14 protein-coding genes and 1 pseudogene are annotated in these 14201 nt (G+C 73.2%); 6 read left to right on the top strand and 9 right to left on the bottom strand.

The genetic code is table 11. The annotated features are described in order from the left end of the window. Positions 1-82: 82 nt before the first annotated feature. Positions 83-1666 (top strand): D-alanyl-D-alanine carboxypeptidase/D-alanyl-D-alanine endopeptidase, encoded by a 1584-nt coding sequence (gene dacB / locus GA0070216_RS26210; protein WP_091251556.1) that lies wholly within the window; start codon positions 83-85, stop codon positions 1664-1666. Positions 1667-1680: 14 nt separating this feature from the next. On the opposite strand, the gene GA0070216_RS26205 is transcribed toward dacB, so the two are convergent. From GA0070216_RS26205 to GA0070216_RS26195, 3 genes are all read right to left on the bottom strand, one after another. Continuing rightward, positions 1681-2118 (bottom strand): nitroreductase family deazaflavin-dependent oxidoreductase, encoded by a 438-nt coding sequence (locus tag GA0070216_RS26205; RefSeq protein WP_091251699.1) that lies wholly within the window; start codon positions 2116-2118, stop codon positions 1681-1683. 76 nt (positions 2119-2194) lie between these two features. Further along, positions 2195-3088, bottom strand: a complete 894-nt coding sequence (locus GA0070216_RS26200; protein WP_245722747.1) for a hypothetical protein — start codon at positions 3086-3088, stop codon at positions 2195-2197. Between the two features lie 221 nt (positions 3089-3309). Further along, entirely contained in the window at positions 3310-3903 is a 594-nt protein-coding gene (locus GA0070216_RS26195; protein WP_091251554.1) for a pentapeptide repeat-containing protein, read from the bottom strand. A gap of 78 nt (positions 3904-3981) precedes the next feature. Between GA0070216_RS26195 and GA0070216_RS26190 the strand changes: the two genes are divergently transcribed. After that, complete coding sequence (locus tag GA0070216_RS26190) at positions 3982-5214, top strand: serine hydrolase domain-containing protein (protein ID WP_091251551.1); 1233 nt, start codon at positions 3982-3984, stop codon at positions 5212-5214. 55 nt (positions 5215-5269) lie between these two features. On the opposite strand, the gene GA0070216_RS26185 is transcribed toward GA0070216_RS26190, so the two are convergent. After that, positions 5270-5734 (bottom strand): PPOX class F420-dependent oxidoreductase, encoded by a 465-nt coding sequence (locus GA0070216_RS26185; RefSeq protein WP_091251549.1) that lies wholly within the window; start codon positions 5732-5734, stop codon positions 5270-5272. Positions 5735-5777: 43 nt separating this feature from the next. Then, positions 5778-6419 (bottom strand): DUF6642 family protein, encoded by a 642-nt coding sequence (locus GA0070216_RS26180; RefSeq protein WP_091251693.1) that lies wholly within the window; start codon positions 6417-6419, stop codon positions 5778-5780. Between the two features lie 312 nt (positions 6420-6731). Here GA0070216_RS26180 and GA0070216_RS26175 point away from each other — a divergent pair, with 312 nt between their 5' ends. Further along, a complete protein-coding gene (locus tag GA0070216_RS26175; protein WP_091251547.1) occupies positions 6732-7511 on the top strand; it encodes a D-Ala-D-Ala carboxypeptidase family metallohydrolase in 780 nt (259 codons plus the stop codon). 92 nt (positions 7512-7603) lie between these two features. On the opposite strand, the gene GA0070216_RS26170 is transcribed toward GA0070216_RS26175, so the two are convergent. The 4 genes and pseudogenes from GA0070216_RS26170 to GA0070216_RS26155 all read right to left on the bottom strand — a co-directional run bounded on the left by GA0070216_RS26170 (position 7604) and on the right by GA0070216_RS26155 (position 11653). Then, entirely contained in the window at positions 7604-8095 is a 492-nt protein-coding gene (locus GA0070216_RS26170; protein WP_091251545.1) for a hypothetical protein, read from the bottom strand. Between the two features lie 88 nt (positions 8096-8183). Further along, the gene (locus GA0070216_RS26165; protein WP_091251542.1) at positions 8184-9629 is read right to left on the bottom strand and encodes an ATP-binding protein; all 1446 of its coding nucleotides are present in this window, start codon (positions 9627-9629) and stop codon (positions 8184-8186) included. 49 nt (positions 9630-9678) lie between these two features. Continuing rightward, a pseudogene (locus tag GA0070216_RS26160) lies at positions 9679-10415 on the bottom strand (response regulator). Beyond that, the gene (locus GA0070216_RS26155; RefSeq protein ID WP_091251540.1) at positions 10412-11653 is read right to left on the bottom strand and encodes a sensor histidine kinase; all 1242 of its coding nucleotides are present in this window, start codon (positions 11651-11653) and stop codon (positions 10412-10414) included. Before GA0070216_RS26155 ends, GA0070216_RS26160 begins: the two are co-directional and overlap by 4 nt. 133 nt (positions 11654-11786) lie before the next feature. Here GA0070216_RS26155 and GA0070216_RS26150 point away from each other — a divergent pair, with 133 nt between their 5' ends. Genes GA0070216_RS26150 through GA0070216_RS26140 form a run of 3 tightly spaced genes read left to right on the top strand, consistent with a single transcriptional unit; the run spans position 11787 to position 14187 of the window. Beyond that, positions 11787-12686, top strand: coding sequence for an ABC transporter ATP-binding protein (locus GA0070216_RS26150; RefSeq protein ID WP_091251538.1), 900 nt, complete (start codon positions 11787-11789; stop codon positions 12684-12686). Beyond that, complete coding sequence (locus tag GA0070216_RS26145) at positions 12683-13465, top strand: ABC transporter permease (protein ID WP_091251537.1); 783 nt, start codon at positions 12683-12685, stop codon at positions 13463-13465. The genes GA0070216_RS26150 and GA0070216_RS26145 overlap by 4 nt, the downstream gene beginning before the upstream one ends. A gap of 2 nt (positions 13466-13467) precedes the next feature. Further along, positions 13468-14187 (top strand): YqeB family protein, encoded by a 720-nt coding sequence (locus GA0070216_RS26140; protein WP_091251535.1) that lies wholly within the window; start codon positions 13468-13470, stop codon positions 14185-14187. Positions 14188-14201 lie beyond the last annotated feature (14 nt).

Below are 14201 nucleotides of genomic sequence, written 5' to 3'. Positions count from 1 at the left end.
CCGGCCCGGGACCATCACCCTGGGAAGAAAATCTACGGTGTCGCGGCTTGCTTGACGGAAATCTTCGTGACAGCGTCAGTGCATGCATCGTCGTCTCTTTCCCCGGACGCTGGCGCTGGTGGCACTGGTCGCCACCGTGGCCGCCGCCGGTGCGCTTCCGGCCACCGCCGAGTCACCCGGCCCGGCGGCCACCCGGCTGCACGCCACCATCGACGCCGTCCTCGCCGACCCCCGGCTCGCCGGGGCGCAGGCCGGGGTGGTCGTGGTGGACACGGCCACCGGCCGGACCCTCTACGACCGCAACGGCGACCGCCAACTGGTGCCCGCCTCCAACACCAAGCTGCTGACGTCGACGGCAGCCCTGGCGCTGCTCGGCCCCGGGCACCGGTTCAGCACCGACGTGCTCACCGACGGCCGGCGTCGGGCCGGGCTCGTCGCCGGCAACCTCTACCTGCGGGGCGGCGGCGACCCGACGATGCTGACCGCCGACTACGACGCGCTGGCCGCCCAGGTCGCCGCCGACGGGGTACGGATGGTGACCGGGCACCTGGTCGCCGACGACACCCGCTACGACGCCGCCCGGCTCGGTGCGGAGTGGGCCTGGGACGACGAGTCCTACTACTACGCCGCGCAGGTCTCCGCGCTGACCGTGGCGCCGGACACCGACTACGACGCGGGCACCGTCATCGTGCGGGCCGCCCCGGCGGGCGCGGCCGGGGCGAAACCGGTGGTGACCCTGAGCCCGCCAAACGGTTACCTGCGGATCGACAACCGGGCCGAGACGGTCGCCGACGGCGAGACGACGCTGTCGTTCGAGCGGACGCACGGCGGCAACACCATCGTGGTCACCGGCCGGATCGCGGTCGGCGCGGCGGCGACCAGCGACTGGATGACCGTCTGGGAACCCACCGGCTACGCCGCCGCCGTCTTCCGGGACGCGCTGCGCCGGCACGGGGTCCGGGTGCTCGGTCGGACCGTGCCCGGCCGGGCCACCCCGGCGGATGCCACGCCGGTGGCCCGGCACGACTCGATGGCCCTGGCCGAGTTGCTGGTGCCCTTTCTCAAGTTGTCCAACAACGGGCACGCCGAGGTGCTGACCAAGGAGATCGGCCGGGTCATCTCCGGTTCCGGCAGTTGGCCGGCGGGGTTGACCGCGATCAGCGAGTACGTCGCCGACACCGGAATGGACACCGGCACCCTGCGCCAACTCGACGGCTCCGGGTTGTCCCGGCGCAACCTGATCCCGGCCGACGAGTTCGTCGCCCTGCTCTCCGCCGTCCGCCGGGAACCCTGGTTCGACACCTGGTACGCGGCGCTGCCGATCGCCGGAAACGCCGAGCGCCTCGTCGGTGGCACCCTGCGCAGCCGGATGCGCGGCACGGCGGCGGCGGACAACGTGCACGCCAAGTCCGGCAGCCTTACGGGGGTGTCCGCCCTGTCCGGCTACGCCACCGACGGCGACGGGCGGGTGCTGGCCTTCTCGGTGGTGTTCAACAACTACCTCACCTCGTCGGTCAAGGCGTTGGAGGACCAGATCGCCATCGCGCTGGCCTCCTACCGGGAGGCGGACGGCAGGTCGACGCGCGCGACGCCGCCGGTGGCCCCGGAGTCACCACGGGTGCCCGAGGGCCGGGAGTGTTCCTGGGTCAAGCCGATCGTCTGCTGAGCGCGCCCGATGGGTCAGCGCCGCTGCAACACCACCACCGGGATCTCCCGGTCGGTCTTGCTCTGGTACTCGTTGTACGCCGGCCAGATGGCGGTCATCGTCGGCCACATCCGGGCCCGCTCCGCCGGCTCGGCGGTACGCGCCCGGACGGTGAACGCCTCCGCACCGACCTGCACCTGCGCCTCGGGTTCGTCGCGCAGGTTGAGATACCAGGAGGGGTGCTGGGGCGCACCGCCCTGGGAGGCGACGACCAGGTAGTCGTCGCCGTCCCGGCCGTAGATGAGCGCGGTGCGGCGCAACTTGCCACTGCGCCGGCCCCGGGTGGTCAGCAGCAGCGTGAAGACGCCCGGCTGCCACTCGTGCCCCTCGACGCCGCCGGTCGCGACGTACCGCCGGATGTGATCGGCGACCCAGCCCTCGGGGCTGTCCAGCACCTGCTCGTCGGTCGACATCTGGGCCTCCGGGTAGCTCGTGGGCATCGACCCGGCCACGCTATCCCGACATAAAGCCCAAAGGAGGGCTAACGACTCAACGCACCGCTGCCGCCTGGAGGTTCACGTTGCCGCAGCTGCTGTTGAAGGTCTTCTCGACGGTCCAGCGGATCAGCAGCTTCTCACCCCGGGGCACCTGGTACCGGATGACGAACTGGGCGGTGTGGGTGGTGTGCGGGTCCTCCAGCCGCAGCGTGCGGGTCGCCCCACCGGTGGACAGCCGCGCGTCCAGCCGCCCCTGGGCCATCCAGACCCCGGCGAAGAGGTGCACCGTACGCGGTTCCCCGTCACCCGCCACGGCCAGCGCGAACCCGTTACCGACACCGCAGACGAACACGCCGGTGCCGGTGGCGGAGACGGCCGGCACCGGAGCGCCGTCGCGCCAGCCGAACAGCTCGGGGTTGGTGTCGTACCGGTCGCGTGCGCCCCGACCGCCCTCGTCCCGGATCTCGTCGCTGCCGCCGCCCCTGCGGACCAGAGTCTCCGGCCGGTTGAGCCCCCAGTGCACCCAGTCCCGGGTGCCCAGCGCGGTCAGGTCCACCTCGGCGGGCACGTCGGCCCGGGAGACGCTCAGCGTCGGCGCGGCCGGGGACGCCACCGGGGTGGCGGTCGGAGTCGGTGGCTCGCTCGGTGGCGGGGTGCGTTCCCGGGGCTGCAACCCGGGCGTGACGATCCCGGCCTCGGCCGAAACGCCCACCCCCGCCGCCCCGGTCGGGTATCCGGCCGGGGTCGGCGCGCCGGCCGGCAGCACCAGGTCGGACTCCGGCGGGTCCGAATCCGGACCCAGATAGGTCACCAGCACCGCGAGGCAGGCCAGGCCGGCCACCGCCTCGATCGCCCAGCGGCGACGTTGCCGACGTCGGGCCTCCCGACGCTGCGCGATACGCGTCGTCGGGCCCGGCCCGATCCGCCAGGTTTCTTGGTCGTTCACGTGTGTCCCACTCCCCAGCCCGACGCCCGCGACCGGTCGGGGAGGGGGTGCGGTCGCGCCGTGAGCGTTCTCACGTTGTCATTCCAGGGCCGGGATGCGCCATATGCCAGCGGGTGGGCGTTTCCAGTTTGTTACCAAGTGCGAGCGATGGAAAGTTACCTGCCAAGGATGAAAGCCCAGCTCAACCTCATGATGGCGCGGAGATCAACAATAGGTGGCCGTCAGCGGATCTCGAAACCCAACGACTGGGCGAGCACCATCGCCTGCTCCGGGTCGATCACCGCGCCGGCCCGCTCGACCGCCGTCGGGTCCAGCGCGGTGAGGTCGCTGCCCCGCAGATCGGCCCCGGTGAACCGCACCGCGTGCAGTTGGGCGGCCGAGAGGTCCACCCGGGCCAGGGTCGCGCCGGTCAGATTCGCCCCGGTCAGATCGGCCTCACGCATCCGTACGTCGCTGAGCTGCGCGCCGCGCAGGTCGGCCCCCGGTAGCGCGACGAACGACCAGTCCCCACCCGACACCCGCAACGGACGCAGCTCGCACTGGTCGAACGTGCTGCCGACCAGCTTGCAGCCGGTGAACTCGGCCTCGAACAGGTTGCACCGGCGGAACACGCAGCGGACGAAGGCCGAGTCGGTGTGCCGGGAGGAGTTGAACGACACCCCGCCGAAGGAGCACTCGGTGAACGAGGCGCCCCGGCTGACCGCCTCGGTCAGGTCGACGTCGGAGAAGACGCAGCGGACGAAGTGCCGGTCGACCAACTCCTCGGCGTACCAGTCGGTGTGGCGGAACGTCTCGTCCTCGGCGGCCTGCGGCATCGCTCCACCATAGGTGCGAGCACCGACACCGTCGGCGCACCTACCGCCCGGCGCGCACCGGCTAGTACGTTCGGTGACGTGAACGTGGCACGCAGCACCGACCCGGACCGCATCGGCTTCGACCCGGGCCGGCTGGCCCGGATCGACGACCACTTCGGCCGGTACGTCGACGACGGGCGGCTGGCCGGCTGGCAGATCGTGGTCACCCGGCGCGGCGAGGTCGCGCACTCCTCGGTCCACGGGCTGCGCGACCTGGAGGCGGGCACCCCGGTCGAGCCCGACACCATCTGGCGGATCTACTCGATGACCAAGCCGATCACCTCGGTCGCGGCGATGATGCTGTGGGAGGAGGGCCGGTTCGAGCTGACCGACCCGATCAGCCGCTGGCTGCCGGAGTTCGCCGACGTCCGGGTCTTCGACAAGGGCTCGGCGCTCAAGGCGTACACCGTGCCGGCGGTCGAGCCGATCCGGGTCTGGCACCTGCTCACCCACACCGCCGGGCTGACCTACGGGTTCGCGCAGACCTCGGTGGTCGACGCGCTCTACCGGGCCGCCGGCTACGACCTCGGCGTCCCGCCGGGGCTGGACCTGGCCGGGGCCAGCGCCGGGATGGCGAAGCTGCCGCTGCTGTTCCAGCCCGGCACCGGTTGGAACTACGGCGTCTCCACCGACGTGCTCGGCCGGCTCGTCGAGGTGCTCTCCGGGCAGAGCCTGGCCGATTTCCTCACCACCCGCATCCTCGTCCCGCTGGGCATGACCGACACCGGGTTCTGGGTCGACCAGGCGGATGCCAAGCGGCTCGCCGCCCTCTACACCCCGCACCCCGGCACCGGTCGGGCGGTCCGCGCCGATCAGCTCGGTGCCGCCGCGCTGGCCCCGCCGCAGTGCCTGTCCGGCGGGGGCGGGTTGGTCTCCACGGCCGCCGACTACCACCGGTTCACCCAGCTGCTGCTGCGCGGCGGCGAGCTGGACGGCGTACGACTGCTCGGGCCCCGGACGGTGCGCTACATGACCCGCAACCACCTGCCCGGCGGCGGCGACCTGGCGTCGTTGCAGCCGCAGGGGTTCGCCGAGACGGTGCTGGACGGCATCGGCTTCGGGCTGGGCTTCGCCGTGGTGCAGGACCCGGTGCCGGCCAAGGTGCCGAGCAGCGTCGGCGAATACTACTGGGGCGGGTTGGCCAGCACCGCGTTCTGGGTCGACCCGGCCGAGGAGATCACCGCGCTGCTGTTCACCCAGCTGATGCCGTCGAGCACCTACCCGCTGCGCTCCCAGCTCCGCCAACTCGTCTACGCGGCCCTGGTCGGCTGAGCCGGGCCTGCCGGCGGCGGGGCCGCCCCGGCCGGCAGCGGCGGTGCCGGCGGGGTCAGTCGGCGAGCCGGGCCGGAAAACCGCCGGTGGCGATCGGCCCCCAGCTCTCGACGGTGATCCTGATCAGCGACTTGCCCTGCGCCACCATGGCCGCCCGGTACTCGTCCCAGTCCGGGTGTTCCCCGGAGATGCTGCGGAAGTAGTCCACCAGCGGCTCCAGCGCGTCGGGCAGGTCGAGCACCTCGGCCACCCCGTCGACCTGCACCCATGGGCCGTCCCAGTCGTCGGAGAGCACACAGGCGGAGACCCGGGGGTCACGGCGGATGTTGGCGATCTTGGCCCGTTCCGGGTAGCTGGAGATCATCAACCGTCCGACGCCGTCCACACCGCAGGCGACCGGGGAGGACTGCGGACGGCCGTCGGCCCGGGTGGTCATCAGCAGCACCCGGTGCCGGGGGCGGACGAACTCGATCAGGGCGTCCCGGTCGACCCGGGTGTTGGTTGCGACGCTGCGTGCCATCCCCCGGTTCTACCAGGCCCGTCGGCCGGCGACTCGGCGGGCGTCAACCGGACCGGCCGCCGACCCGGCCCGGCGCGGGCTGGGCGGGGACCCGGGGCCGGGCCGTGGGCCGCCAGGCGCGGCCGTTGGCGTAGATCACCCGGAACCCGAGGTACGCCGCGAGCGGCGCCCAGTGCGCCGAGCCCATCCGCAGCTCGGCGGCATTGTGCCGCTGGCCGTTGGCGAGCACGTCGAGCAGCACCGTCTCGAAGGCGGCCGACTCGACCCAGTCGACCTCGCGGGTGAAACCGCAGATCAGGGCCGCGCCGGTGACGTCGAGGAAGTCGCGCAGCGTGGCGTCGGAGGCGCGCAGCACCGAGCAGCTGCCGAAGTAGAGCCGCCGGCCCTCGGCCCGGCCGGCCATCCGCTCGGCGACGTCGGCCAGCTCGACGGAGTCCCAGTCGGTGAGGCAGAGCCGGCTGGGCTCGCCGTGCATGGCGAAGAAGCCGACCCGGTGGTCGGCGTACTGCTTGAGCAGCCAGCGGTCGAGGAAGTAGAACAGCTCGTCGCGGGTGGCGGCGTCCTTGTGGATGTAGCGGATGCGGCCGAGCCGTTCGAGCAGGTCGAGGGTGGGCAACACGGACCCGCGTTCGTTGAGGTCACGGTGCCACTGCCCCTCGACACAGAAGACCCCGCCCCGCGCCACCTGCACCTCCCCGACCTCGCCGGCGCGGACGACGTTACCGGGTCCCGGTCACGAACCCACATCACCCTGGGTGCCCGACTGATCCGTTTCGGGATACTCCGCCGCTATGGGGAAATCCGTCCCGCGCCGGTACGACCTGACCGAATTGCAATTCACCGCAATTCACAGGTGACACCCAGCTATCACCAACTGTGAGGACAATTCCCCTTTATCACCGCGAATCAGCCGGCCAGCTGTCAGGGTGGAAGTCGCAGGACGTCCCGGGCGATGCCCTGTTCACCACCCCAATCACTGCCAATCGGGAGGACTTCTGTGCGCCAGAACACTGTGAAGCGGGCACTCGTCGCGTTCGCCCTGGCTCTGCCGGGAGCCGCGATCGCCACGGTGGTCGCCGCGCCAGCGGCCCACGCCGACGGCTGCTACACCTGGAAACGCGACCTCTACCAGGGGCGCTCCGGCGATGACGTCCGCCAGTTGCAGATCCGGGTCGCCGGTTGGGCGGGCCGCGGGGGAATCGTCCGGATCGACGGGGACTTCGGCCCCGAGACCACCGCCGCGGTCAAGCGCTTCCAGACCGCGTACGGGCTGCGCAGCGACGGCGTCGCCGGCCGGCAGACCTTCACCAAGCTCTACCAGTTGCAGGACAACGACTGCACGCCGGCCCACTTCAGCTACCGCGAACTGGACGACGGCTGCGGCGAGGGCGGGTGGAGCGGCGGTCCGGTCTCCGCCACCGACACCAAGGCCACCGCCGTGCGCACCATGTGGAAACTGGAGGCGCTGCGGCGCGGCCTGGGCGACAAGCCGCTCAACGTCACCAGCGGCTTCCGCGACTCCAACTGCAACAAGCAGGTCGGCGGGGCGTCGGACAGCCAGCACCTCTACGGCAACGCCGCCGACCTGACCTCGGGCAGCAGGTCACTCTGCGAGATCGCCCGCGCCTCCCGCGACCACGGGTTCAGCGGCATCTACGGCCCCGGGTACGCCGGCCACGACGACCACGTCCACGTGGACTCCCGGCGGGAGAACAACCGCGACACGTCGACGAACCGCACCAGCTGGGCGGCTCCCGACTGCGGCGTCAGCCGCTGACCGGCACACTGGCCGACGCCGGTCCGGCCCCACGGGATCATCGGGGCCGGGCCGGCGTCGGGGCACCAGGGGCGTCGGACGGGCCTGCCCGCTCAGCTCGCCCGGGGCCAGCGCGGCGCGGTGGCGGGGGGCGCCACCGGCCGTCCCGGCACGCCGGAGCGCACCCCGGGCCGCAGCCCCGACGTGGTGGGCCGCGCCCCGGGTGTGCCGGGTCGGCCGACCTGGTCACGGGCCGGGTAGCCGGCCGCCGGGGCGGTCCGCGCCGGGGCCGTGCCGGGCCGGGGCGTGGTGTACGTAAACGGGAAGGGCACGTGCACGAACGGGTTTCCGTGCCGGATCAGCGCGTCGATCTGACGCTCGTTCAATCCGTGGTTCTCCAGCACCCGCCGTCCCCAGCGGTGCAACCGGCACGGGTAGGACGCACCGTCGTTGCGGCACAGCGGCCCGTTGGGCCATTCCTCGGCGGCGTGCACCACCACCGCCCGCACCGCGAGCCGGACGTCCTCGGGTGTCAACGAGGCGGGCACCGGCACCTCACCCAGAACCTGATCGATGGGGTCCGTCGACTGCTCACCAACTCGCACGGCAGGCCTCCCGCAGTTCGGCAGCAGTTGCGGCTGAATCGCCGCAACGCATCCTCGCGCAGTGGTACGGGCGGTGACCGGCGGCGGTTCAATCCCCCCAGGCGGTGAGCAGATCCTCCGGCGTCAACACCCGCACACCGTCCACCACCGCACCGGCCCGGGCGACCGCCAGCAGCGCCACCTGTTCGTCGGCACCGGGCAGCCGGGACCGGTGCAGGGTGAGCCGACCCAGGTCGTGCCCGTCGAAGGGTCGGTTCTCCAGCCACTTCACCGAGCCGACGAAGGTGATCCGCCGGGCGACCGGCCCACGGTCCGCCCCGACCAGGTCGATCTCCGGGTCGTTGGTCCGGGTCCAGTAGCCGCCCACCACGGCGGTGTCGTCGGGCAGGTGGCCGGCCGGCAGTCGCCGCAGCGCCTCCCGTACCACCGGCTCGATCGCCCGGCCCCGCCAGGACGTCCAGGAGGTGCGGATCCTGGCGAGGGTGAGATCGCCCCGTCCGCGCTCGATCTCGGGCAGGTACGGGCCGAGGAAGGTCAGCCAGAAGCGCAGGTACGGGTCGGCGACGGTGTAACGGGTCTCCCGGGAGGGGCGGGTGGACAGCGGGGTGGCGACCTCGACGATGCGCTTGTCGGCCAGCAACCGCAGTGCCCGGCTGAGCGATGCCTGGGGCAGGTCACCGGCCGCTCGCGCGATCAGGGAGAAGGTGCGTTCACCGGAACCGATGGCCCGCAGCACCAGACCGGCCTGCGACTGGGTCGGGAACTCGGCGGCCAGCGCCCGTTCCGCACTGACCAGCAGGGCGGAGGTCGGGTCGGTGACCGCCTCGGCGAGGTAGTCGCCGAGGCCGGCCCCGGCGGGCCACTCGTCGAGGATCAGCGGCAGGCCGCCGGAGACCAGATAGGCGTCGAAGGCGTCGGCCGGTGCCGCACCGAGCATGTCCCGGACGTCGGTGGGGCTCAGCGGCGGCACCACCAGCTCCGTCGCCCGCTGGTGGAACGGCCGCCCGTAGTCGTTCAGCGCCTCCATCATCGCCAGGTCGGAGCCGATGCAGACCAACAGGACCGGCAGCCGTGACAACTCCCGGTCGAACACCTTCTGCAGGGTGCCCTCCAGTCCGGGGTCCGTGGCGATCAGGTAGGGCAACTCGTCGAGCACCACCACGGCCGGCCGGTCTGTCGGCAGGGCGGCGGCCAGCAGGGTGAGCGCGGCGTCCCAGGTGCTCGGGCGTTGGGCGGCGAAGAGTTGCGCACCGGGCAGGCTGGACCCGACCACGGCCTCGACGAACAGGGCGAGATCGGCAGCCACGGTGGGCTGGGCGGATGCGGTGAAGAACAGGTAGGGGACCCCGGCCCGGTCGACGAACTCCTCGACCAACCGGGACTTGCCGACCCGACGACGCCCACGCATCAACAGCGCCCGGCCGGGGCGTCCGGCCCGCCCACCCCGGCTGACCTTGGCCAGGATGCCGTCGAGAAGGCCGAGTTCCCGGTCACGTCCCACAAAGCCGTCCACGCTCAGCTCCAATACCCTCATCGGTGATACCACCAAAGATGAGGGTATCGACTCTGAGGGTTTGGCGCTGTCAGACCAGGCCCGCGTCGTGGACCAGCAGCGCCACCTGGACCCGGTTGTTCAGCGCCAGCTTGGTCAGCAGCCGCGACACGTACGCCTTCACCGTCGCCACGCTCATGAACAGCTCCGCCGAGATCTCCGCGTTGCTCCGGCCGTGGCCGAGCGCCACCGCCACCTCCCGTTCCCGTTCGGTGAGCCCGACCAACAGCCGCAGCGCCCGGTCCCGACGCGGGTCCGGGCCCGGCGTCGGCCCGTCGGTCAGGTGGCTGATCAGCTGCCGGGTCACCGTCGGCGACAGGGTCGCCTCGCCGGCCGCCACCCGGCGCACCGCCCGGACGATCTCGGCGGGTGGGGTGTCCTTGAGCAGGAAGCCGCCCGCGCCGGCCCGCAACGCCCGCAGCACCTGCTCGTCGGCGTCGAAGGTGGTCAGCACCAGCACCTCCGGCGGGTGCGGCAGCGCCCGCAGCGCCTCGGTGGCGGCCAACCCGTCCACCCGGGGCATCCGGATGTCCATCAGGACCACGTCGGGCGCGCACCCGGCGACGGCGGCGGGCACCTCGTCGCCGTCGGCCGCCTCGCCCACCACCCGCAGGTCCGGCACGCCGCCGAGGATCATCGACAGCCCGGCGCGGACCAGCGCGTCGTCGTCGACGATCAACACCCGCACCGGGGCGTCGCCGCCGTCCGTCGTGCCGGTCACCGGGTACCACCGGGCAACCGGGCGGCGGTCCCGGCCGGGCGGTTCATGCCCGCCACGGCAGTCGGGCGGCCAACCGGAAGTCGCCGGTCGCGTCGTCCCGACCGTGCGTCAGCCGGCCACCGGTCAGGGTGACCCGCTCGGCGATGCCGACCAGCCCGGTCCCGGCGCCCGGCAGCACCGGCCCGGGTGGGCCCACCGGCCACGGGTTACGGATCTCGACGCTCAACTCCCGTCCCGGTGCGCCGGCCAGCCGGACGGCGACCGCCGCACCGGGGGCGTGCTTGCGCGCGTTGGTCAGCCCCTCCTGCACGATCCGGTACGCGCCGCGCCCCACCGCCGTCGGCACGTCCGCCGGGTCGGCGACCTCGTCGACCAGGGTGACCCGCACCCCGGCGGCCCGGGACTCGGCGATCAGCGCGGGCACGTCCGCGAGGGTGGGCTGGGGGCGTTCCGGGCCGGTGTCGCCGCCGGCGGTGTCGGCGCGGAGCACCCCGATCACCTCGCGCAGGTCCTGCAGGGCGGCGTGGGCGCTGCCCCGGATCACCCCGGCCGCCCGCGCCACCTCCTGCGGTGACGCGTCCGGGCGGAATTCCAGCGCCCCGGCGTGCAGGCTGAGCAGCGAGATCCGGTGCGCCAGCACGTCGTGCATCTCCCGGGCGATCCGGGTGCGTTCCAGCTGGCGGGCCTGGTCGACGCGGAGCTGCTGCTCGGCCTCCGCCCGGTGGGCGCGGTCGCGCAGCGACAGCACCAGCTGCCGGCGGGCCCGGACGAACATCGCCCAGGCCACCACCACGCCGATGAACATCACCGTCCAGGCCACCGTCCCCCAGTAGGGCAGCGACGGATCGGGGCGGACGGCGGTGTAGAGCGGGACCGTCAGCAGGTGGAAGCCGACCAGCGCCGCGCCGACCGGCAGCGGACGGTGGACCAGCACGGTGAACACCACGATCAGCAGCGCCACCCCGGCGGTCACCGAGAACAGGGCCAGCGGCAGTCCGACCACGGCCAGCCCGACCGGCCAGCGCCGGCGCAGCCAGAGGGCCGCGCAGCAGGCGAGACCCGCCAGCAGGTCGACCCCGACCAGCCAGGACGGGCCCGCGTTGTGGGCGAACTGCGGGTTCGGTGACACCGCGTCACCGAACGCCACCAGCGCCCAGCCGAGGGCGAGCAGGAAGGCCACCACGTCGACCAGCCAGTCCCGGGGCGTACGCCGGGGCGCCCTCGCCTCGGGCGTCAGCGCCCCCGGCAGCAGCCAGGGATGATCGGGTACGACGGCAGCACTCACCCACCCATGCTAGAAACCCGGCCGGCCTCCCGGACACCAACCAAAGTCGAGGTCTGCCGGTAGACCTAGGTAGGGGTGACGCTCGACCGCCGGCCGCAGCGCCCGGCCGGGTGGCTCCGACAGGCTCGACGGCATGATTACAGCTGACCACCTCACCAAGCGGTACGGCCCGCACGCCGCCGTCGACGACGTCTCCTTCCGGTGCGAACCCGGCACGGTGACCGGTTTCCTCGGCCCGAACGGCGCCGGCAAGTCCACCACCATGCGGATGCTCTGCGGGCTGACCCGCCCGACCTCCGGCGCCGCTGCCGTCGCCGGCCGCCCCTACCGGGAGCTGCCCAACCCGGGGCGGGAGGTGGGCGTGCTGCTGGACGCCTCGGCGCAGCACGTCGGGCGCAGCGGGCGGGAGACGCTGACCCTGGCCGCCCGGACCATGGGCGTGGACGCCGGGCGGGTGGCCGCCGTCCTCGACCGGGTGGGCCTGAACCCGGTGGCGGCGAAGCGGCGGGTCGGGGCGTACTCGCTGGGCATGCGGCAGCGGCTCGGCCTGGCGCTGGCGCTGCTCGGCGAACCCCGGGTGCTGGTCCTCGACGAGCCGGCCAACGGCCTGGACCCGGAGGGGATCTTCTGGATGCGCGGGTTGCTGCGCGACTTCGCCGACCGGGGCGGCACCGTGCTGCTCTCCTCCCACCTGCTGCGGGAGGTGGAGGCGGTCGCCGACCGGCTGGTGGTGATCGGCGGTGGCCGGGTGGTCGCCCAGGGCGGCAAGGACGAACTGCTGGCCGGCGCCGGCACGCTGGTCCGGGCCCGCGACCCGCACGCCCTGCGGCTCACCCTCGACCGGGCCGGGCTGGACGCCACCGGCAGCGCCGACGGCGGGTGTGTGGTCCGCGCCGAGCCCGACGCCGTCGGGCAGGCCGCCGCCGACGCCGGGCTGGTCCTGACCGAGCTGCGCCCGGCCGGTGGCGGTGGCCTGGAACAGCTCTTCCTCACCCTGACCGCCGGCGCGAGCACCAAGGAGGCCGTGAAGTGACCACCGTGACGACCACACCCCCCGTCCCCGTCCGGGAAGCGGTCCCCGGACCGTCCCTGGCCCGGCTGATCGGGGTGGAGCTGCGCAAGCTCGGCGACACCCGGGCCGGCCGCTGGCTGCTGGCCTCGATCGGGCTGATCGCCGCCGCGATCGTCGCGCTGCAACTGCGCTTCGTCGACGACGCCGCACAGACCTTCACCAATTTCTTCACCGCGTCACTGGCGCCGGTGGCGCTGCTGCTGCCGGTGCTGGGCATCCTGTCGATCACCGCCGAGTGGTCCCAGCGCACCGCCCTGACCACGTTCGCCCTGGTGCCACGCCGGGAGCGGGTGGTGGTCGCCAAGCTCGCCGCCGTGCTGCTCGCCGCGCTGGCGTCGGTGCTGGTCAGCCTGACCGTCGCCGCCGCCGGCACCCTGCTGGCCGGGGTCACCGGCGGGGCGGGCAGCTGGGACTTCGACTGGACGGTGGCCGGGCACGCCGCCGTGTTCCAGGCCATCAACGTGCTGATCGGCGCGGGGTTCGGGTTGCTGCTGCTCAACACCCCGCTGGCGATCGTCACCTCGCTGCTGCTGCCGACGGTGTGGGGCATCCTCTCCGCGATGATCTCGGCGCTGCACGACCCGGCCCGCTGGCTGGACACCTCGATCACCATGGAGCCGCTGCTCGGCCCGGACGTGACCGCCGGGCAGTGGGGCCGGCTCGGGGTGTCCCTGCTGGTCTGGGTGGCCGCGCCGCTCGCCGCCGGGCTGGTGCGCACGATGCGGCGGGAGGTGCACTGACCATGCGGGCGGGGGAGCCGGGCGCACCGACCACGGTCGGGGGTGACGTCGGGGAACTGGTGGTGATGTGGGTTGGCTTCCCGCTGCTGGGCGCCGCCGTGGGCGGGCTGCTGCCGCTGGTCGCCGACTGGGTGGCCGGGCTGCCCTGGGCCCCGGTGCAGGGCTGGTTCGAGCTGGTCGCCGGGTTGCCGTACCGACGGGCGCTGGCCGGGGGCGTGGCGCTCGGCGTGCTGGCCGGCCTGTTCGTCGCCTTTGTCGGGACCCGGGAACGGCTGATCGTCACCGTGGACCGGACCGGGGCACGGCTGCGCCGCGACGGCGTCGACCGCGATCTGGCCCGCCGGACCGTCACCGCCGTCTTCGCCGACCGCAAGGAGCTGGTGCTGCTCGACCCCGCCGGTGCGGAACTGGCCCGGGAACGGTCCGACCTCAGCCCGCGTCGACTGCGCGACGCCTTCCGTGAGCACGGTTGGCCGTGGCAGGACGCCGACCCGCACCGGGACGCCTTCCGCCGATGGGTGGCGGGGCTGCCCGACCTGCCGCCGGGGGCCGACCCGCTGCTGCGCGTGCGGCAGCGGGCCGTCGAGGCCGGCCGGCAGCGCGACGCCCGGGAACTGCGCGGTGAGCTGGCCCGGCTCGGGGTGGTCGTCCGGGACGAGGGCAGCCGGCAGTACTGGCGGACCGTTCCGCTTCCCCGGGAGGAAAACCCCGACGGGCGGTAGCGTTGCGGTGGAGG

This window comes from Micromonospora matsumotoense, from assembly GCF_900091525.1.
GTDB classification, from domain to species: Bacteria; Actinomycetota; Actinomycetes; order Mycobacteriales; family Micromonosporaceae; genus Micromonospora; species Micromonospora matsumotoensis.
Note: the sequence above shows the minus strand (reverse complement) of the source record. Positions and strands in the feature narration are given on the sequence as shown.